Here is a 17,806-nt window from a genome sequence, read left to right on the forward strand (position 1 = left end):
CGCCGCTGTTTCCCCCGCCGTTACCGCCGGAGTTTCCACCACCGTTGCCGCCGGAGTTTCCACCACCGTTGCCGCCGGAGTTTCCACCACCGTTGCCGCCGCTGTTTCCCCCGCCGTTACCGTTGCCGCCACGGTTTCCATTGATGCCATTGTTCGCCGACTTCCCTTGCGATGTAGCAGCAGAATTTCCTGGCGCTGTCTTAGCAGCTTCAGTTACCTGCCGCCCAACACTTGACCGATTGGGTACAACAACACCTGTTTTTGCATTGACGATAACGCTGATTATCTTTCCATTCGGCTTTTTGACCAGAATTCGATAGTAGACTTCATCTGTCTGAAAGGCACGCGCATTAACTGGGGTGCCGCCAAAAACTCGCTCTACACCCTTGATAACCTTCTTAAGCCGAATGGCTTGTCCCGAACTTGTCGCCTTGCGTAACTCCGCCTGCTTAAGTTCGCGGGCAGCCGCATCGCTTTCTCCGGGCTGGAGAACCGCGAAAAGGCAGGCAAGGATCAAAAGCTTTTTCATATTCGGTACTTTTTAGGGCGCTGACGCCCGATCAACCTAACGAAGGTTACATGAACCGTTGATGAACGACCAGTTTCCCGTGGGTTCAACATCGATGGGGTTAGATGACAAAAACTAGGACAAGAACCCGGCAAGGGCATACTGCCTGTCGGAATCAAATTTGTAATAGCGCTGACGACAGAAACTCAAAATTGAACAACGAGAAACGCCATGAAAAACACAATTTCCGGATTGTTGAAAACCTCAGCGGTCGCCATCGCCCTGATGAGTTCCGCCGCGCTTGTTGGGGCGGTCGCCTTTCCTGATTCTGCCTACGCGAAAGGCGGCAACGGAAAAGGCGGCGGCAACGGTGGAGGAAACTCCGGCGGCAACGGTGGCGGAAACTCCGGCGGCAACGGTGGCGGTCACGGCGGAGGAAACTCCGGCGGCAACGGTGGCGGAAACTCCGGCGGCAACGGTGGCGGTCACGGCGGAGGAAACTCCGGTGGTAATGGCGGTGGGAACGGAAATGGCCATGGTAGCGGAAATGACGGAGCCGGAAACAGTAATGGCAAAGGCTTAGGAAAGGGCGCACCCAAAAATGAAGGAAAGTCTGCAGCTGGCAAGACAGGTAACAAAGCAGCTGGTATCTCAGGATCGCGAGCTCAATCTTCAAAAGGGAAAAATTTCTCTTTGAAAGAGATATTTGGTGGCAGGAAGTCCAAGGCCAATAAACCCAAATCCAAAGCAACGAAAACCGCGCGAACAATCACGTCATCGCCTACGGTCACCAGTTCAGTGCGCCCGGAAAAGCGTCCGACAGGACACAAAATGGCTTCGTTACTTGGGGCTCATCCGTCAGAGTTGGGCGCGTTGAACGCAGCGAATGCGAGTGAGACGGCCCTACTGAACGCCGCACCCAACTCACGAGTCGGCCGAATTGCTACTTATCGTGAAACGGTATTGGCTGGCGATGATCTGCGGGCGGCGCTGGAGGAGCAGCAGGAGCTTCTGGACGGGATGACGCCGCCAGATCGTTCTGTTTCCGAAATCGAACAGGATCTTGAAGCGGCACAAACTGAAGTTCAGGAAAAGCAGGATCGTGTGACCGAACTTGAAGAGGCGCTGGAAGACGCAGGTGGCACCGACCCAGACATCGAGGCAGCGCTTGAGGAAGCAAACAACGATCTACAGGACGCCATCGACACGGCTGAAAGTTTGGAAACCGAGAAGCAGGATGCTGTCGAATACGAACAAGCGGTTGCTGAAGTCGAGGACTTGACAGAGGCCGTTGAAGATCAAGGGCTGACTGAGCGCGAAGCACTGGAAAACGCGGCAAACAAGCCAGTCACTGACGAGGTTGAGGCCGCGGTAAAATCACTGCTTGGCTTGGACAGCTAACAGTATTGGCTTGTTATTCTGCAGGCCGATGGTGGCCGGGTCGACCATGTCTTTACCACGAGCATGGCCGGCCCGGCATCGTATTGGCACCGTCCTGATCAGACTGCCTGAAGTACATTCTAAGAGCTTTGAGCACATTAAAGACACGCACAAAAATTGACCCGCTCCGATACGGAGCGGGTTTTGTCGAAACCTGATTTGGTCGCCGAAAACCGGAAGCGTATTTTTGCTTCAACTCGCTGGCTCAGGCGTCCCTGTTTGCCCCATTAAGTCGCTTGTCGCTGATGATGTCAGTCAGTGATTTTTCGATAGGAGGGAAGCGATTGTTGCTCGAATTTTCAGTATTGGAAAGTTCGCCACCAATGGCAGCACTTGAGGATTGCATCGATGCGGGAACGCAAAGCTCAACCTCAATGGCAGTCTTGATCATTCTTTTCCCCTTCCACTAAGCTGGGCAGCTCTAAATAGCCCTGCAGGTAGCAGTATGAGCCAAACACTTTGAACACGCAGAGAATACATTGTTCACGTTCGGTTAATGTTGTCGCCCCGGTGTGAACAAAAGGTTGGAATACCCTTGCTGCATGGAAAAACCAGCCAATCAGGGGAACCCATCCGACAGTGGCATTAGTTGAGCAGGACAGTTCAAAGAATGCGGTTGCTATTAATCGGTATTGCGCTTCTTAACTGGTGCCGTTGTTCTAGATTCACGGAAACCGTCTTGCCAACGGTGACTTTTTATTCGAGATGCTGTGGTATTTTATGTGGTACTGTTCGATTCAGATTATTAAAAACATTATAAAAACAGAAAATTGTAATATAAGTTCGAAGACTCCTCGGTCCGCCACTGGTTTCCTGTTGAACGTCACACGAATCTGACCCAACCGTCACAGGTGGACCAGAAACAAGGTGAACGTTCGACATCAGATGGCGCCCCCAACGTTGGACATCAGTTGAATTTGACCTTTGCGTCATCAACTAACACGCCGCCCCCTTATTATGCTCCCGCAGACAGTTTGGTTTGTTCTGACTTCCCTTTCGGACAATCAGAGCTGATCTGCAGGTCAGACAGCGAAGCTGCCTGTTCCTGCTAATCTGCCACGTGGCAAACGCGGGGGGGGGGGGGGGCGAGGCAACGCTATTCGACAGGGGTGGTGCGGCCCGCAGGCACAGCCGAGGACAAGCGGTCATATTTCACGACCGATATCCGCGCCGATAGGAAACTGCAGAAGATGATCTAATGATTCGGCGCCGACCAGTAACAAGGCAAAGCAGTCATTCGACAGAACTGTTTCGAGGGCTGCGACCCCAGCATCACAGAACCACCCTGAAGGTCTCCTTTGGGCCGCTTTCCGAGCTTCGAGGTCAAAGCAGTGCAAGTTTTTTAAGGTGGTTTTTACACAATTGCTGCATCGATTGAAGCTTTGTTTCAAAAGCCGGTCATGCTCTGATGTAACCATGAAAATGAACAAAACTGCACTGGCTTACGGGGCATTGTTGCTTGCAATGCTGATCAGCGCCGGGAACTTTTTGTTCGGCAATCTGGCAGTCAACGAAGTTCATCCGGTTGTATTAACATTTTGGCGCTGCCTGATTGCAGCAATATTTGTTTTACCACTTGTTTTGAAGGGACGGAGCAACCCATTCCATCATTTTCAGGGCAGTTGGCTTCGTACTACAATCCTTGCTTGCATTGGCGTGGTGGCTACGCCCTGGCTTGTATATACAGCGCTCCAATCCAATGATCTGATAGATCTTGGCGCCGGATATACCAGTGTGCCTTTGCTCACGATCTTGTTTTCGGCATTGTTGCTTAACGAACGATTGCGAGCAGTTCAGTATCTGGGTGTCGCCATCGCACTCTTTGGAGCGCTGGTTTTTGCATTTCGTGGTGATTTGGAAAATCTAATCAATTTCAACCCGCATCTCGCTTTCCTTTTGATGATAGCCTCCAATGCCTGCCGCGGGCTTTATTTGGTTCTTCTCAAGAAATGGCACATGCATCTTAAGCCCGACGAAGGTTTGTTCGTGATTTTCGTTGTTGGCATTGTCGTTCTGCTGCCATTCGTTGTGATACATGAAGCTGGCACATTTCGACCATTAGACTACTCTTGGCAGGTCTGGGGCTCGATCCTGTTCGTCGGAGTTGGTATGGGTGCTATCTATCTGCACCTGCTTAATTTCGGCACAAACGAAGTTGGTGCGTCGACAGCCTCCCTATTTGCATATCTCGTGCCGATACTCGTTACGGTCGAAGCTGTAGCCCTAAAGGGCGTGGATCTCCAGATCTATCAAGGTTTCGGCGGTGTGCTGATTGTTAGTGGCGTTTTGATCGCAACCCGTTTGCACCATCGACCAACCGCTGCGGACCATCCGCCTCATTGATACATGTGCTTCCAGCGGTATTGTGCCTGGCCTCATTTTGGGCAAGGCGAATTGAATGGAATTCTATGCCTCACGGCCAGTCCGCAGAAGGTGAAGCTCAATCCGGCAAACCAGCTTCCCGGAGGTCTCCGACAAATCTGTCAAGATCGTTTTTTTGCAGGTTTTCGAAGGCCAGACGGACGCGCGAACAGGTCATGTTGGGGCGTTTTTCTTTGCTCTGACTGATTATTCGTCTCGCTTCATCCGGAGCTTTCTGTCGTATCAGTATTACCGCCAACACATAACGGCCGAATGGATCAACCGATTTGCCCTCCAACGCTGTTCTCGCACAAGTTTCCGCCTGATCAAAACTGTCGAGAACATAAAGGCAGAAAGCTTTGGCCAGCAGCTTCACCTTGAAATATGGACCTGATGGGCCAAACCGGGTTGCTGTCTCGAAATGGGACAACGCAGGCTTCGCCTGCCCATTTGCCAGATGTGCATATCCGAGAACCAAATGCGCGTTTGCTGCACTTGGGTTGAGACTGACGGCAAGTTGTGCCTCTGCAATCGCGGTATCGTGTTTGTTATACTGAGTGTAGGCACGGGCAAGAGTGGCATGCGCGAAACTGCTTTGTTCATCCAGGGCCACGGCGCGCTCCGCGTGATAGAGCGCGCGTTCCTTCGCCTCTGCCCGATCATCGACCTGGACGAAGAACAGTTTCCGAAGCTCGGCGTTTGCCATCACTGCGTGCGCGAGCGCGTAGTCTGGTGTGATATCGATGGTTCTTGTTAAGATATCGTTTGCTTTCTGGGTATCTTCATCTGTGAATTTGAACAGATGCCACAGTGCTTTTTGAACCCTGTCCCACACGTTGATTTCACCACGTTTCAATCGGGCTTGTTCGCGCAAGTCAAACCGCAACTCCCAATCTATGTGCCCGACAACGGCTGACGCAATTTCCTCCTGGAGGGAAAAAACATCTTCCGTTTTGTGGTCCAGACGATCAGCCCAAAGATCATGCCCAGTTGATGTGTCTACCAGATGGGCGGTCACACGAACGCGCTGATCGTCATAGCGCACGCTACCCTCTACCAAATAATGCGCCCCGAGACGTTGTGCGATCTCTTCGCCGGCCAAAGAAGCATCTTTGAGGAGCTTGGTTGAAGTAGGAGAGACCACCGATAGCCAATCCACTTTTGCCAGTTCGGTCACAAGTTCATGGTTGATGCCCGCCACAAACCCATTGGTGTCGCTTTGTCCACTGAGGCAATCGAAAGGCAGCACTGCGACTACTGGCTTTTGCGGTGTTGGAAGCTGTGTGACCATCTGATCAAACAGACGGTCTTTTTCGGCCGGCGGCTCTGTTTTTGGTGCAAGTGTTTCGGTTTCAGTTCGATTGCTGGACAAATTTTTTTCCACTGTCGGAAAGCGGAAAACTGGTCCGTGCCGGGGCCACTCAACATTGTTGAGCGTCATGTAGTCTTTAAGGTTGTGGGCTGCGTACAAGAATGCGTGGCTGCGAGCAGCGACACTGAGGTTCTTGTGTGCGAAATTCAGGCCCACTGCGACACGGGCCAGCAAGTATTGGCTTTCCATAAAACTGAGCCGATGGCTTTCGTGGCGCTCAACCCAACTCATCGCCCCACGCCGCAAAGCTCTGACAAATTCGACGATGCCGACATCATCCTGCCAAAGCCCCAATGTGTGGTGTTTTGAATGAAAGAGGCCAAGATCATCAAGGATGGCATCCCATTGGGCAGGTATGCAGTTTCCGCGCCGCGCCAACAGGTATGCCAATTCGAAATACGCGTGGTCGTAAAACAAAAACTGTTTGTTTACGTACAACGCCAAATCGATCAGAAAATAATCGGGATCACGGCTTTGGTGCGCTCGAACCAGTACATTGTAACCATGGAGGTCCCCATGCACCCGACCCTTTGCCGCTCTTACGCTCAACCGGCTTGGCAGGTTCTCATCGTAGGCAAAAGCCAGCGGGTTTGGGTACCAGTGCCCTTCAAACATCAGACAACGTTCGTTCGGGTCATGACCGCAAACATCCGAAAGAAAGTGATGCAGCCGACCTGGTTCAGAGTCCAGTCTGTAGCCGAGCCATCCGGAAAGCAGTTCCCCGGGCGACTGCAATCCGGGCGCCATTTCATAATCGACGTTCCAGTCATCAAGCAGGCTTCTCGACAGCCGCTCAAGAACGTTCAAGGCCAGCTCGTAGCCGCAATCATTCCAAGGAAGAGAGTATTCAAGTCCTTGCGCCACAACGGTGGAAAGGATCGCGACCTTACCGTCGTGTTCCAAAGAATGGACAATGCGTGCCAGATGCTTTGATCCAAACGCAGGAACCGCTTCAAACGCCTCCAGATGTCGCTGGGTTTCGGCCTTTTCTTTCCATTCCGGATCGGGCAGGGCGTCAAATTTGAGAATGGCCTGGCCGCTGAATGCGTCGCAAGTGATGTCGACAATAAAAACAAGGGCACCGGACTTGCCGGCACTTAGTTGTCGGTGAAAATAAATTTCACCCTTCACTGACCACCTGTCAGTTATCAGCGGCAGAAGCTCAATGTAAGCTTCAGGCCATGAGAGATCATCGATAGCGGGCATTAACGTCACTCCGCAGAAGTGCGACCATGGAAGGTGTATATCTGTAAGGCGGCACCGTTTCGTGACATGATACACAAGCAATAGTGTGAACCAAGGCGTTTAAATCGACCGGTCAGAGCTTTCTACGCGACGGCTGGACCTGCCCTATAGAGCCCGAAGGGCTGCAACATGCATAAAAGTCCGCTTTACGAGAAAATACCGATAAGCATTTGAACGCGATCAATGATTGTATTCGGCCGCTCCTAACAAGTTGCGGAAAGAAATCTCGGTATCGCCTCAGATCTCGGCGTTAAAGCGCAGATTGAACCAAGTTGGCTACGCCAATTCGCTGATCATCGATTTCAGGTGGCGCATGTCGGTACCGCAGCACCCTCCAAATACTTGAATCGACGGATTCTGCTGCGCAATCGAGGCAATCTGTTTGCCAAGTTCAATTGGATCGCCTTCGTCCAGCTCATCGGCTTCGTCAAGTTCCGCATGCGAGCAACTCGAAGCGTTCGCCACCAGGCCTCTAAGTCGGGGGTGGTTGCCAAGCGCTCTGCCGAAATGGGTCGGATGGGCGCAGTTGACCATAAAAAACAGCGCCGCCGAGCCGGTTGCCGCGTCGATTTGGTCTATGCCGTCCACAAGTTTGGTTCCGTCTACCAGGCGCCCGTCTGTCTCAACAACCAGAGACATGATGATTGGCAGATCAGCGTCTCGGGCGGCGAGGATGCAACCCGCTGCCTCGCATGGACGGTTGAATGTATAAGCAGTGACCAGATCGACGCTTGTGTCTTTCAGGCTTTGTATTTGAGCGGCGTGGTATTGACGTGCATCTTCGACGGGTACCGGCGGGATGTCGGCGTATGGATCATAACGCGGGCCGATGCAGGCCGACACCAGTACGTCATCGCGAGCAGATGCTTGGCGCAGGTCCTCCATCAAACTCACCGCATCTTTGTTCACCTCACTGAGCCGTTCTGCATTGTACCCCAAGGGCGCTGCCCGGTCGGCGTTCGCCATCCAAGTGGGCGCATCAAGGATGCATCCGACATTCATTTCTCGGGCGAGATCGACAAGTGCCTGCATTTGACCGGCCAGTATTGCCCTGGTGCCAGGTTCTTCCAGCAATGGAAACGACGCGAAACCGGGTAACTCAACTCCATGATTGAATATCAGGTCGGTGCCAGTGCCGGCGTAAACCAGAAAGGTCTTATCACCTTCGAGTGAGAGCTGTCGGGCCATTCTGATCTACGCCTATTGCCGTTATGCTTTCACAAGAAACCTACATTGTCTTGGGCCTCCTGTGAACCTTAGGGCGGCGACAGGGTGTCTGCCGTGAGAATGACCTCATCTTCCCGGGCAACTCGCAACCGCAGCGAACACCCCCTTCGGCGGGCTGAACCGCGGATGCATCAAGCCATTGCCAATGGCCGATTTGGGCCACCTCGTCGGGCAGATTTACCCGTCAGCTTAACTTTCTGTGTCCGATCTAACGACCGTGAAGGCCCAATCTCGAGATTGTATTAGCGCTTTCCCCACACACTATAAGTGGACGGTCATCAGCATTCTTGCTGATTGTAAATGCTTTGAAGGCCCTTAAGATGAGTGACATTTTTTGGAGAGCCAAATGAGAATCTTATGGATCATCCAGCTTTTGGCGATACTTGGTGTTCCTGCCAGTGCTGACGAGCAACGCATCGAGATCAACAATGTCTACCCTCTGAACCAAGAGAATTTTGATCTTGGTGATCACATTTTTCATCTGACGGACAACACTGGTGGTTTCGAAGTAATTGAAGGTCCAATGGATGACGGGCCCGCCAGATGTTTGGGTTCGGGATTTGGGTTCGAAGACGGCACCAACTCGATCAATGGAATATGCGTATTCGGTGAAGGTGATGACACTTTTACCATGCGATGGAAGGCAGGAGAAAAAGGCGCGGCAAACACCTGGGAAATCATCACCGGGACGGGGCGCTATGAAGGGATGACTGGCAGCGGCATCGCGACAACAGATATCGCCTCAGCATACCAAGCGTTGCCTCTGAGGCGAACTCACATAGTCGGAACAGTGGAAATCCCTGACTAAGACGGCTGCGCTTTTGTATCTGTACTGTTTCGATTGGTCTCGAGCTTTGTCGGTCTTAAGTGGATTTCGCTGCTTGGTTTTAAACCTTCCGGGATTGCTTGCTGTAATGCGACGAACGGCCGCTTCAATCTGCGGAGTGTGAATTCGTTCTGCCGTCGATCATGCAGCCGCAGCGAATGGTAGCTTCGACGGGCCGCACCGCAACATTCTAAGACCGTACTCAAGGTCGGCTCTGGGCCGTGAGACTCAGTGGGGCGGGCAGCAGCGCTGCCTGCCCTGGAACAATACCTGTCCTCTCATGCCGAGGCTGTCTTGGGGCCAACTGCCTTCAATAGCCGTGCAAAGATCATCACATGCGTGACCAAAAGTACCGGCACAAAGAATGTTGGAATGAACCAAGTGGGGCCAAAGTAGTTAATTGCCTCGGCTTGGCGCAAGGCGTTCACCAGATCGACAGTTCCAAGGATGTTGAAACCCCACACCAACGGAAGGGCGGCCATTGATCTCCATCGCAAAGCGAAAAGCGCCGCGATTGCCAGAAACGCCGAGAGCAAGTCGCCATAGCTGGCGCTGGTTGCAAATGCCTCGGGCAACCCTCCGTTGTTGAGATTTGGTACAATGAAGCTCATTCCGATGTGTCGGAAAGCATGCGGCAGCAGCAGGATTGAGAGCGCCGCCGCCGCCGACAGCCGTGCAAGCCAGGGTGCAACGTACCACGCCGCGATCAGAGCAAAGACAAAGAGGCTCATCGCGAACTGAAGTAGGAATATCACTGTGGGGGTCATCTGATCGATCCTTTCGATATGCGTCTGTTTAAGTGAATTGAGGGTGGGCAGACCTTCATGCTCGGGCCGCAGTTTGCGATACGCTCGCCTCGGCCCGGGTCGTCCCCAGTGAAGCGGCTGGAGTAATCTCTTGGGCTTTTCCAGTGGCGACATCGTAAAGCAAGGCCGAGACGGTGATCGCGTCCGGTACCTCCGGTGCTGCCGCTAGACGCTTGATGTCTGCCGAAAGGTCGCTTTCCTGATCCGTGATTGCGTATTCGGATACGTCAATCCCAAGCTTTTTCAGCAGCGCGTCCTGAAGGTCCGGGTTGGACAGCCGCTCGGCTCCACATTGTGTGTGCTGCATCAGGATGACGTTGAACCCCTCTTCGCGGCCCTCCGTCATAGCGCTCACCAGAAAGGCGAGGGTGGCGATTTCTTCGATTGCGGCGCGTGTAACCCGTCCGCCATTGTTTCGGATCACAACCGCGTCGCCAAGCTCCAGTCCGAGGATGTGCGCGGGATCAACCCGGGCATCGCCGCAGGTTAGAACTACTGTTCGCAACTTTGGCAGGATCGGTAGGCCAGCACTGTCAAAGCCCGCAGAGAATTCTTGGTTTCGAGTGATGAGTTCGTCTTGAACGTTCATGAAGAGGTCCTTTCGTCTTGGAGGGTAAACCTTCGTCTTATGCTGCGTTAGGCAACGCGCATTGGTGCGGCTTGTACGTCCTTGGGTTGGTGTTTTTCCGTCCATGTCGCGTCGTCCAGGCAGTACGACGAAGAGGAAAGCTGAACGTAGTCTCGCTGCTTCTGAGCGTGATCAAGATCGAAGGCGCGCGTCGTGAGGATCTTCAGAAAGCTGCCGATCGCACCGATGCTGCCGAACAGGCTGCGTGCCAGGTCCGGTTGATCAGCGACCTTGCGCCGTACGATGCTTTCAAACGCTTCAGGTTCGTGCCCGCTTACTTGGAATACATCCCCGGTCGGGGCGTTCACCGCGAAGGCGCCTCGCCTGTACTCTTCTGAATAGATTGCAAGCTGGGTGACTGCCGCTTCCGAATAGTTGGCTGGGCGCAGGGCTTTCAGAGCCTTGACCATCATACGCTCGGAAATGTCGACATAACGTACCCGCCGCCCCAGCGCGCGGCCCATTGCTTCGGCGACTTCGTTGGGTGACAGCAGCGTTGGTCCCGTGGGGCGGTAGGTCTTGCCCGCATGGCGTGCCGGGTCCGTCAAGGCACCGACCGCCACGCGTGCAATATCTTCGTTCGAGGGGGCAGCATTCTTTTTCACGTCGCCGTCGCCAAGCGGCATTGTGAACTGCCCAAGATGGGCCGCCATGCCCAGCACCATCAGGTAGTTTTCAGCAAACCAGCCGACATTCACCGTGGTCACAGACATCTCGGGGCGCATGCCGATCAGGATGTCGCCTAAATAGACTTCGCGTGTAAACAGCGACGGGTGATCTACGCTCGAAAGCCATTGGCTTAGCGTAACGACGTGCTCAATCTTAGCTTCGTAAGCCGCAACGGTGAAGACCGCGTTGAAGTGCAGCCCATTGGGTGCCGTCGGGGCGCATTGATAGGCCCGCTGCACGCCATTCATGGCGTTGCGCATGTCGCTCAGCGAATACTGGTCACCCACGAATAGTTCAGCGCCCGCGCGTTCGAGGATATCAGAGCGATGATCCCTCTGCCGTATGAACGCACGGACAGGATAGGCTTTGGCTCTGAGCTGAAGCGCGACTTGCAGCCCGGTCTTGCCGCTTGCGCTGGTGACGAGGATCTTAGGCTTGGCAGGCATAGGCACGCTCCTTTTAGATGATACTTGCAATCTATAATTTAGATGATAGATATAATCTTAATTGTCAACCCGCCTAGGAGTGCGAAATTGCCGAGAATGTCGGAAGTGGAAAAAAGGCGCAGTCACAACAGGATACTGGATGCTGCAGCACAGTTGTTCCGCGAACGCGGTATCGAAGCGACTAGCCTCGCGGACGTCATGAAGGCAGCCGGAATGACACATGGAGGTTTCTACCGGCATTTCCATTCGAAAGAAAATTTGATCGCGGCAGCCTTCCGGCACGCAGTCGATGATGTGGTTTCCGAAATGGAGCGCGAGGGGTCCAGCGAAGGGCGAGGGAAAGAACGTCAGGACTATATAGCCAAGTACCTGTCCCAGGCACATGTTCAAGACAGTCGGCATGGATGCCCGCTTGCGGCAATGGGAACCGAGCTTGCCCGTACCAAGGGCGCATCCCGGCACGCGGGCGCTCAAGCTTCGGATCGCATGGCGGCCCTTTTGCAGGACACGCCGGAATCCGGCTCGCACCAGGGCCTGGCTGCGATGGCACTCCTTATGGGTACGATTACTCTGGCTCGTTTGGCAGGAACTGAAGAGGAGGCGGACCGAGCTCTGGAGGCCGGACGCACTGCCATAGATTTGCTGCAGGATCATTGGCCGCAAGACAGGTCCTAAACTGCTGCAGGGTATTCCGAGGGATTCGCGGTTGCGTTGTGCATTGCCATCACACGCTAATCGACAATGCTGCAAGGTGCACGAACGGCAGCAATGCGAAAGCTGCGCTTTGGCGTCGAGTAGTGCGGCCAATGGTTGGCTTGGGCCGTCCGCGTGATCAGTTATTTGCGGGGCAGGGGGCTTTGCTGCGACGGAACCGAAGTCTTCAATGAGCCCGATGATACCGATGCTGCATTGTCCACCAATGATAGCTTCCTGGATGCTTGGCTCTCTGAAAGTCGAGTTTCCAAGTGAATGCTCAGTGGGACTAGTTAAATCGCTAACTAACTACCTCTATCGACTGGCTCGATGCCGCGAGTGTTGCGACATGCGATTTTAATACTTCAACGAACTTGTCACGCGCTTCGTTTGGTTCTGAATGCAGTGGAAAGAGAAGCCCAAACGACATCCAGCGTTCAGGCGAAATTGGAACTGTCCGAACACGGGTCTGATCTACATCGGCGGCCACGAGTTCATCTGCGATTGTGACACCACCGCCATCTGCTACCAGAGCACATGCCAGCGAAGAAGATGCGACTTCGCAGGTTTGTTTTGGCAGCACCCCTGCAGATCTAAACATATCATCCAGTTGGTCGCGCAAGAGCAATCCGTGCATAAGGCGAACAATTGGAACTTCAGCCAAAACGTCAATGGAAACTTCTTCAAGATCGGCAAGCGGATGATCAATTGGTACGACGGCTTGCGCTCTTACGCGCAATAGCAACTCGGTTTGGATATCGGGGTGTTCGACCGGTAGAGCACCAATTCCCACGTCATATTCCCGACCGGCCAACCATTTGCCAGCTTCTCTGCGCGCGCGCACATCGAGGCTGACATTGATATCAGGATTTTCCCTTATGAATTGGCCAACAGCGGGGGAGGCGAGCGCGCGGGCGATGCGCGGCATTGCGACGATCCGAAGGTTCTGAGTGCGGCCTGCACGAATCTCGGCGGCGATTCTGGGGATCTCATCCAGGTTGTCGAGGATGCGACCAGCTTCGCGATAGAACGCAAGTCCCTCGGGTGTTGGAGTGAGGTTCCGGCCGCTTCGATCAAAAAGATTAAGCCGCAACTCCCCCTCGAGTCCAGAAATCAACCGGCTGACTGCCGGTTGCGAAAGGTGCAGTATATTTGCTGCTGCTGCGAGCGATCCCTCTGACAGCGTTGCTCTGAATGCACGAAGCGCTTTGATGTTCATGTTCGCCACCGTCACTTGCACTTTTTGCAAGTAAACTAAACACCTTTGCATTTTTCGCAATCTCCATCATCTGCTAGGTGAGATCAGGAGAGGAATTAGGGAGGATACTATGAAACGCAGAACACTCATTTCTGCCGCACTGGCAGGCATCGCCCTTGCGGCAACAGCAACAGCAAGCTTTGCGGCTGACTGGCCTAAACGCCCGATCAATCTGGTCGTGCCTTACAAGGCGGGTGGCGGCACTGACGCCTATGCTCGCGCCATCTCGGCGGCAGCTGATGGCATTTTGGATGTCCCCGTAGTGGTCGTGAACAAACCTGGCTCGGGCGGCTTGAATGGAGCCAATTCTGTCGTCGGCGCCCGACCCGACGGCTATACTATGATGATGACCTCAGGGGGCTCGTTCTTGCTGTCCACCATGACCCGCGACACCGACATTGATGCGCTGGACAGCTTTGAGTTCGTCGCACAGGTCGGCCAATTGCAAACCTCTCTGATGGTCTCGAAAAGCAGCCCGTTTCAATCCGTTCAAGACGTGATCGACGCGGCTAAAGCTGATCCTGGCTCGCTTCGTTGGGCGCATTCAGGCCGCGGTGGTTTCCACCATGTAGGCGGTCTGGGCTTTCTGGCCAATAACGGCATCGAAGCGCAAGACGTTCCATTCAAAGGTGGTGGCCCGACCCGTGCTGCTCTCATCGGTGAGCAAGCCGACTTCGGCTTCTTGGGCGTACAACAGCTTGCCGGTTTCGAGGACCAACTGCGCGCGCTGGCGGTCAACGGCCAGGAACGCGACGGCATCATGACGGATGTACCTGCCTTTGGAGAATTGGGCATTCCGTTTGCTGCTGTCTCCTCGCCGGTGATCGTGTTTGCTCCGAAGGGTACGCCTGCCGAGGTGGTCGCAGCGATGGAAGCCGCGCTTGCGCAGATTTCGGCTAAGCCCGAGTTCGCCGAGCTGCTGGCTTCGCGTGGGACCGGTCCTGTCTATCAGAATGGTGCGGATGCCAAGGCAACGCTTAGCGCTATGAAAGAGGACGCCGCTCCGTTGGTCGAAAGTCTGACTAATTAAGTCTTCAAGGCTGGGGGATCGATGATCCCCCGGCCTTTTTTTGCCCACGCGTTGTTGAGGGAGGATGACATGCGCGCTTATGCCGAAGGTTTGGTGCTGGCGGCCGTTTCACTTGTGGCTATTTGGGGCGCGTGGCAGGTGCCCGCTGCATCGCCCGGAGATACCTGGGCCGGGATTGTTCCCTTTGCCGCATCCGTCGCTCTATTGGGCTTGTCTGGTCTCTTGCTGATAGGTGCATCCCGTCAGACAGGCGATGTCGCCGCCGCCAGCACAGATAATGGGGCGACTGTTCAGATCATCGCACTATTCATCATTGCGTTGGTCTACCAACAGTCATTCCGCTGGTTCGGGTATCTACTACCTACGGCCATCGTGGCTCCCATCGTGCTATATTTGTTCGGTGTGCGGAGCTGGATCGGCCTTGCAGTTTCTGTAGTCATCTGCCCGTTGGTTTTTCACCTCATCTTTTTTGTGCTGCTTGGTGTCTTCCCGCCCTACGGCGAAGTGTTCGACCTACTCAGCTGGATACAGAGGTAAGTCTCATGGAAATTTTTCCCGCCCTTCTTTCGGTCATCACTGATCCGATGCTGCTCTTTGCCATCGTTCTTGCTGCCACAGTTGGCATGATTGTGGGCGCAACGCCGGGTCTGACAGCTTCAGCAGCAATCGCGATGCTGCTGCCAATCACCTTCTATATGTCGCCCCTCTTTGCTCTCGCCTTTCTTTATGTGATCGGAAAATCCGGACGCTATGGCGGTTCCATCGCAGCAATCTTGTTTAATACGCCTGGTACAGCCGCGAGTGCTGCGACGCAGATTGACGGCTATCCACTGGCTCGCGCTGGTAAGGCGGGTAAAGCAATGAAAGTTGCCACAATCTCATCCGTGATCGGCGATCTCATGGGCGACGTTCTTTTGGTTGTTGGTGTCGGGTTCATCGCAGCAATTGCTCTGAAGCTGGGACCTCCAGAAACCTTTGCCATCTACTTTGCCGCCTTTGTGGTGATCGGTTCGGTGATCGGAGAATCCATTGTTAAAGGTCTGGCCTCCGCGCTCCTGGGAATTCTGGTGGCAATGGTGGGGCTCGATCCGATTTCCAGCGAAGAGCGCTACACATTCGGCTCGTTCGACTTGTCCAATGGCATCGGCTTGGTGCCGCTGATGATCGGTGTCTTTGTCTTGGGCGAAGTCTTTGCGCAACTTGAAGAGCGGCGCAAAGCAACAGGTGAGACCAAAGAAAACGAAAGCTCGGCTGATGGCAATGATCTGACATGGGAGGAATACAAACCGTGTCTGCCTCATGCTTTTCGCGGTGGGTTTATCGGTGCGGGCATTGGTGTTCTGCCAGGTCTGGGTTCAGCGATTGCGGCTTTTATCTCTTATGGAGAAGGCAAGCGCCGTGCGAAAAACCCTGAGCAATGGGGTAAGGGCGCATTGGAAGGCGTGGCCGCGCCAGAAGCGGCCAACAACGCGGTGTCCGGCCCGTCCATGGCTCCTCTGCTGACTTTGGGTATTCCAGGCTCGACCATCGGCGCGATCCTGTTGGGCGTGTTTCTGATCCATGGCATCCAGGTCGGGCCGACGCTATTTCTGACTGACAAGGAACTTGTCTACAAACTCTTTGCCTGCGGGATGCTTGGTATCCTCGTGTATGGCCTGATCGGCTATTTCGGAGCCACACAAGTCGCCCGACTAATCCTGAAAATCCCGACCAACGTTCTCTATCCGCTGATCTTCATGACAGCCTTCGTCGCGGCATACTCAGCACGAGGCTCGATGTTCGATGTGACGGTTATGACCTTTGCCGGTTTCGTCGGCTGGCTGATGCGCAAGCATGACTTCAACATTGCGGCATTCGTAATCTCCTTCGTTCTGGCCAAAGGTGCGGAAGAGACGTTCCGGCAATCCCTGCTGATGTCGGATGGCGGCGCGCTGATCTTTGTTGAACGCCCGATCGCGCTTGCCTTCCTGATCCTTGGTGCCGGGGCTATTGCCTTTCGCATTCGCGGCATCTTAAAAGAACGCAAACTGGCGCAGGGAGGGTTGGGCGATGCTTGAATGGCAGCTCATGCAAGGCAGCTTTTCCAGCACAGATATGCGGCACATCTGGTCTGAATCCTCGACAATCTCTGCCTGGATCAAAGTCGAACAAACGCTGGCGCGTACGCAAAGTGATGCGGGTCTCGTGCCGAATGAAGCTGTTGTTGCACTCGACGGGTTTGGCATCGGAAAGCTCGATCAGGAGCGCTTGCGGCAGGACATGGCGCTTGTTGGGCGGCCCATTGTGGGATTGGTCGGACAACTGCGCGAACACGTCGGCGAGGATCTCGCCAAGTTCGTCCATTTCAATAGCACGACGCAAGATATCATGGATACAGCGCTTGCGATGCAAATGAAGCTCGGTCTGGCGACCGTGTTGAGCGACCTCGATCAGCTCGTTTTTTCCCTGACGGGCCTGATCAAGGAGCACCCCAACACGCGAATGATCGGGCGCACCAACGGGCAACACGCGATCCCGATGCTACTCCGGACCAAGTTTGAAGTCTGGCTCGAGGAGCTTCTACGTCGTCGCGAGGTGATCACCGAAGCGGAAAAGCGTGGGGTGTTCGTTCAGATCGGCGGGCCGCTAGGGGATTTGTCAAATTATAGCGATGGAACAGGGACAGAGATAAAGGTGCGAATGGCAGAGGCGCTTGGTTTGGGCGTTGCAGAACCTCATTGGCAAAACGCGCGTGACGGCGTGGCCGATATTGTCACCGCCCTCGGCGCGCTGTGTGCGACGATCTGCAAAATAGCCCACAACATCAACCTGCTTTCATCCAGTGATATCGGTGAGGTCTGCGAATGCCATGAAAACGGTAGGGGTGCGTCATCCTCAATGCATCACAAACGTAACCAACGGGCCAGTGAATTTGCCGAGGCCGTAGCAAGATTGGGGCGCCAAAGGTCGGAGCAAATAGGGGAACTGACTCTGCACCAACATGAGCGCTCTGGCGGTGTTTGGGTCGGTGAGTGGCTTGTCGTTCCTGAAGTGTTCTTGCTGTCTTCAGGAGCTTTGTCATGGGCAAATCGGATGCTATCTGATTTGAGAGTCGACGAAGGCGGGATGGAACAGAATTTAATCTGAGAAGAGTTAAGAAACGCTAGCCGTCATTCGCGTTGTTGCGGCGAACGGCAACGCTGTCCGCGTTCGGTGAGATCGACAAAGCCCATAATTCGCAGCTGCAGCAATGCCACGAGTTAAGCCGATAGCCGCTTCGCAGCAGGAAAAGCTGCCGTTCGTCCCAACCGCAGCAAG

17 protein-coding genes are annotated in these 17,806 nt (G+C 54.2%); 9 read left to right on the forward strand and 8 right to left on the reverse strand.

Annotated features, from left to right (window positions below):
* A partial coding sequence (locus tag AC2FEB_RS19615) for a hypothetical protein (RefSeq protein WP_496884324.1) occupies positions 1-529 on the reverse strand: 529 nt, incomplete at its 3' end.
* Positions 530-812: 283 nt separating this feature from the next.
* Here AC2FEB_RS19615 and AC2FEB_RS19620 point away from each other — a divergent pair.
* On the forward strand, positions 813-1,091 hold the full coding sequence (locus AC2FEB_RS19620; RefSeq protein ID WP_496676166.1) for a hypothetical protein: 279 nt from the start codon (positions 813-815) through the stop codon (positions 1,089-1,091).
* 248 nt (positions 1,092-1,339) lie between these two features.
* Entirely contained in the window at positions 1,340-1,909 is a 570-nt protein-coding gene (locus AC2FEB_RS19625) for a hypothetical protein (RefSeq protein WP_496676168.1), read from the forward strand.
* A 244-nt stretch (positions 1,910-2,153) separates the two neighbouring features.
* On the opposite strand, the gene AC2FEB_RS19630 is transcribed toward AC2FEB_RS19625, so the two are convergent.
* Positions 2,154-2,339 carry a hypothetical protein gene (locus AC2FEB_RS19630; RefSeq protein WP_496676170.1) on the reverse strand — a complete coding sequence of 62 codons (186 nt, stop codon included), beginning with the start codon at positions 2,337-2,339 and terminating at the stop codon, positions 2,154-2,156.
* 1,025 nt (positions 2,340-3,364) lie between these two features.
* On the opposite strand from AC2FEB_RS19630, the gene AC2FEB_RS19635 reads away from it, so the two are divergent.
* Positions 3,365-4,291: a DMT family transporter gene (locus AC2FEB_RS19635; RefSeq protein WP_496676172.1), complete on the forward strand. Its 927-nt coding sequence runs from the start codon at positions 3,365-3,367 to the stop codon at positions 4,289-4,291.
* 97 nt (positions 4,292-4,388) lie between these two features.
* On the opposite strand, the gene AC2FEB_RS19640 is transcribed toward AC2FEB_RS19635, so the two are convergent.
* Positions 4,389-6,887 (reverse strand): tetratricopeptide repeat protein, encoded by a 2,499-nt coding sequence (locus AC2FEB_RS19640; RefSeq protein ID WP_496676174.1) that lies wholly within the window; start codon positions 6,885-6,887, stop codon positions 4,389-4,391.
* Between the two features lie 315 nt (positions 6,888-7,202).
* The gene (locus AC2FEB_RS19645) at positions 7,203-8,114 is read right to left on the reverse strand and encodes a homocysteine S-methyltransferase family protein (RefSeq protein WP_496676176.1); all 912 of its coding nucleotides are present in this window, start codon (positions 8,112-8,114) and stop codon (positions 7,203-7,205) included.
* Between the two features lie 385 nt (positions 8,115-8,499).
* Here AC2FEB_RS19645 and AC2FEB_RS19650 point away from each other — a divergent pair, with 385 nt between their 5' ends.
* A complete protein-coding gene (locus tag AC2FEB_RS19650) occupies positions 8,500-8,961 on the forward strand; it encodes a hypothetical protein (protein WP_117870033.1) in 462 nt (153 codons plus the stop codon).
* A 296-nt stretch (positions 8,962-9,257) separates the two neighbouring features.
* On the opposite strand, the gene AC2FEB_RS19655 is transcribed toward AC2FEB_RS19650, so the two are convergent.
* Genes AC2FEB_RS19655 through AC2FEB_RS19665 form a run of 3 tightly spaced genes read right to left on the reverse strand, consistent with a single transcriptional unit; the run spans position 9,258 to position 11,528 of the window.
* Positions 9,258-9,746 (reverse strand): DUF8737 domain-containing protein, encoded by a 489-nt coding sequence (locus AC2FEB_RS19655; protein WP_117870031.1) that lies wholly within the window; start codon positions 9,744-9,746, stop codon positions 9,258-9,260.
* A 55-nt stretch (positions 9,747-9,801) separates the two neighbouring features.
* Positions 9,802-10,374: a carbonic anhydrase gene (locus AC2FEB_RS19660; protein ID WP_162896820.1), complete on the reverse strand. Its 573-nt coding sequence runs from the start codon at positions 10,372-10,374 to the stop codon at positions 9,802-9,804.
* Positions 10,375-10,421: 47 nt separating this feature from the next.
* Positions 10,422-11,528, reverse strand: a complete 1,107-nt coding sequence (locus AC2FEB_RS19665) for an NmrA family NAD(P)-binding protein (RefSeq protein WP_117870027.1) — start codon at positions 11,526-11,528, stop codon at positions 10,422-10,424.
* A gap of 96 nt (positions 11,529-11,624) precedes the next feature.
* On the opposite strand from AC2FEB_RS19665, the gene AC2FEB_RS19670 reads away from it, so the two are divergent.
* The gene (locus tag AC2FEB_RS19670) at positions 11,625-12,203 is read left to right on the forward strand and encodes a TetR/AcrR family transcriptional regulator (protein ID WP_496676241.1); all 579 of its coding nucleotides are present in this window, start codon (positions 11,625-11,627) and stop codon (positions 12,201-12,203) included.
* A gap of 319 nt (positions 12,204-12,522) precedes the next feature.
* Here AC2FEB_RS19670 and AC2FEB_RS19675 read toward each other — a convergent pair whose 3' ends face one another.
* The gene (locus AC2FEB_RS19675) at positions 12,523-13,440 is read right to left on the reverse strand and encodes a LysR family transcriptional regulator (protein WP_162896818.1); all 918 of its coding nucleotides are present in this window, start codon (positions 13,438-13,440) and stop codon (positions 12,523-12,525) included.
* 109 nt (positions 13,441-13,549) lie between these two features.
* Between AC2FEB_RS19675 and AC2FEB_RS19680 the strand changes: the two genes are divergently transcribed.
* The 4 genes from AC2FEB_RS19680 (at position 13,550) to AC2FEB_RS19695 (ending at position 17,635) form a co-directional block, all read left to right on the forward strand.
* Positions 13,550-14,509 (forward strand): tripartite tricarboxylate transporter substrate binding protein, encoded by a 960-nt coding sequence (locus AC2FEB_RS19680; RefSeq protein ID WP_117870021.1) that lies wholly within the window; start codon positions 13,550-13,552, stop codon positions 14,507-14,509.
* Positions 14,510-14,578: 69 nt separating this feature from the next.
* Positions 14,579-15,046 carry a tripartite tricarboxylate transporter TctB family protein gene (locus tag AC2FEB_RS19685; protein WP_162896817.1) on the forward strand — a complete coding sequence of 156 codons (468 nt, stop codon included), beginning with the start codon at positions 14,579-14,581 and terminating at the stop codon, positions 15,044-15,046.
* Between the two features lie 5 nt (positions 15,047-15,051).
* Positions 15,052-16,566 (forward strand): tripartite tricarboxylate transporter permease, encoded by a 1,515-nt coding sequence (locus AC2FEB_RS19690; RefSeq protein ID WP_117870016.1) that lies wholly within the window; start codon positions 15,052-15,054, stop codon positions 16,564-16,566.
* Positions 16,559-17,635 (forward strand): lyase family protein, encoded by a 1,077-nt coding sequence (locus tag AC2FEB_RS19695; RefSeq protein WP_496884325.1) that lies wholly within the window; start codon positions 16,559-16,561, stop codon positions 17,633-17,635. The genes AC2FEB_RS19690 and AC2FEB_RS19695 overlap by 8 nt, the downstream gene beginning before the upstream one ends.
* Positions 17,636-17,806: the final 171 nt, after the last annotated feature.

Source organism: Ruegeria sp. YTSC106, from assembly GCF_059609765.1.

Bases quoted from the DNA above. Each gene is read 5' to 3' on its own strand.
- AC2FEB_RS19665 (WP_117870027.1), bottom strand. From the start codon at position 11,528: ATGCCTGCCAAGCCTAAGATCCTCGTCACCAGCGCAAGCGGCAAGACC.
- AC2FEB_RS19680 (WP_117870021.1), top strand. From the start codon at position 13,550: ATGAAACGCAGAACACTCATTTCTGCCGCACTGGCAGGCATCGCCCTT.
- AC2FEB_RS19675 (WP_162896818.1), bottom strand. From the start codon at position 13,440: ATGAACATCAAAGCGCTTCGTGCATTCAGAGCAACGCTGTCAGAGGGA.
- AC2FEB_RS19690 (WP_117870016.1), top strand. From the start codon at position 15,052: ATGGAAATTTTTCCCGCCCTTCTTTCGGTCATCACTGATCCGATGCTG.
- AC2FEB_RS19625 (WP_496676168.1), top strand. From the start codon at position 1,340: ATGGCTTCGTTACTTGGGGCTCATCCGTCAGAGTTGGGCGCGTTGAAC.
- AC2FEB_RS19645 (WP_496676176.1), bottom strand. From the start codon at position 8,114: ATGGCCCGACAGCTCTCACTCGAAGGTGATAAGACCTTTCTGGTTTAC.
- AC2FEB_RS19635 (WP_496676172.1), top strand. From the start codon at position 3,365: ATGAAAATGAACAAAACTGCACTGGCTTACGGGGCATTGTTGCTTGCA.
- AC2FEB_RS19685 (WP_162896817.1), top strand. From the start codon at position 14,579: ATGCGCGCTTATGCCGAAGGTTTGGTGCTGGCGGCCGTTTCACTTGTG.
- AC2FEB_RS19650 (WP_117870033.1), top strand. From the start codon at position 8,500: ATGAGAATCTTATGGATCATCCAGCTTTTGGCGATACTTGGTGTTCCT.
- AC2FEB_RS19655 (WP_117870031.1), bottom strand. From the start codon at position 9,746: ATGACCCCCACAGTGATATTCCTACTTCAGTTCGCGATGAGCCTCTTT.
- AC2FEB_RS19660 (WP_162896820.1), bottom strand. From the start codon at position 10,374: ATGAACGTTCAAGACGAACTCATCACTCGAAACCAAGAATTCTCTGCG.
- AC2FEB_RS19695 (WP_496884325.1), top strand. From the start codon at position 16,559: ATGCTTGAATGGCAGCTCATGCAAGGCAGCTTTTCCAGCACAGATATG.
- AC2FEB_RS19640 (WP_496676174.1), bottom strand. From the start codon at position 6,887: ATGCCCGCTATCGATGATCTCTCATGGCCTGAAGCTTACATTGAGCTT.
- AC2FEB_RS19630 (WP_496676170.1), bottom strand. From the start codon at position 2,339: ATGATCAAGACTGCCATTGAGGTTGAGCTTTGCGTTCCCGCATCGATG.
- AC2FEB_RS19670 (WP_496676241.1), top strand. From the start codon at position 11,625: ATGTCGGAAGTGGAAAAAAGGCGCAGTCACAACAGGATACTGGATGCT.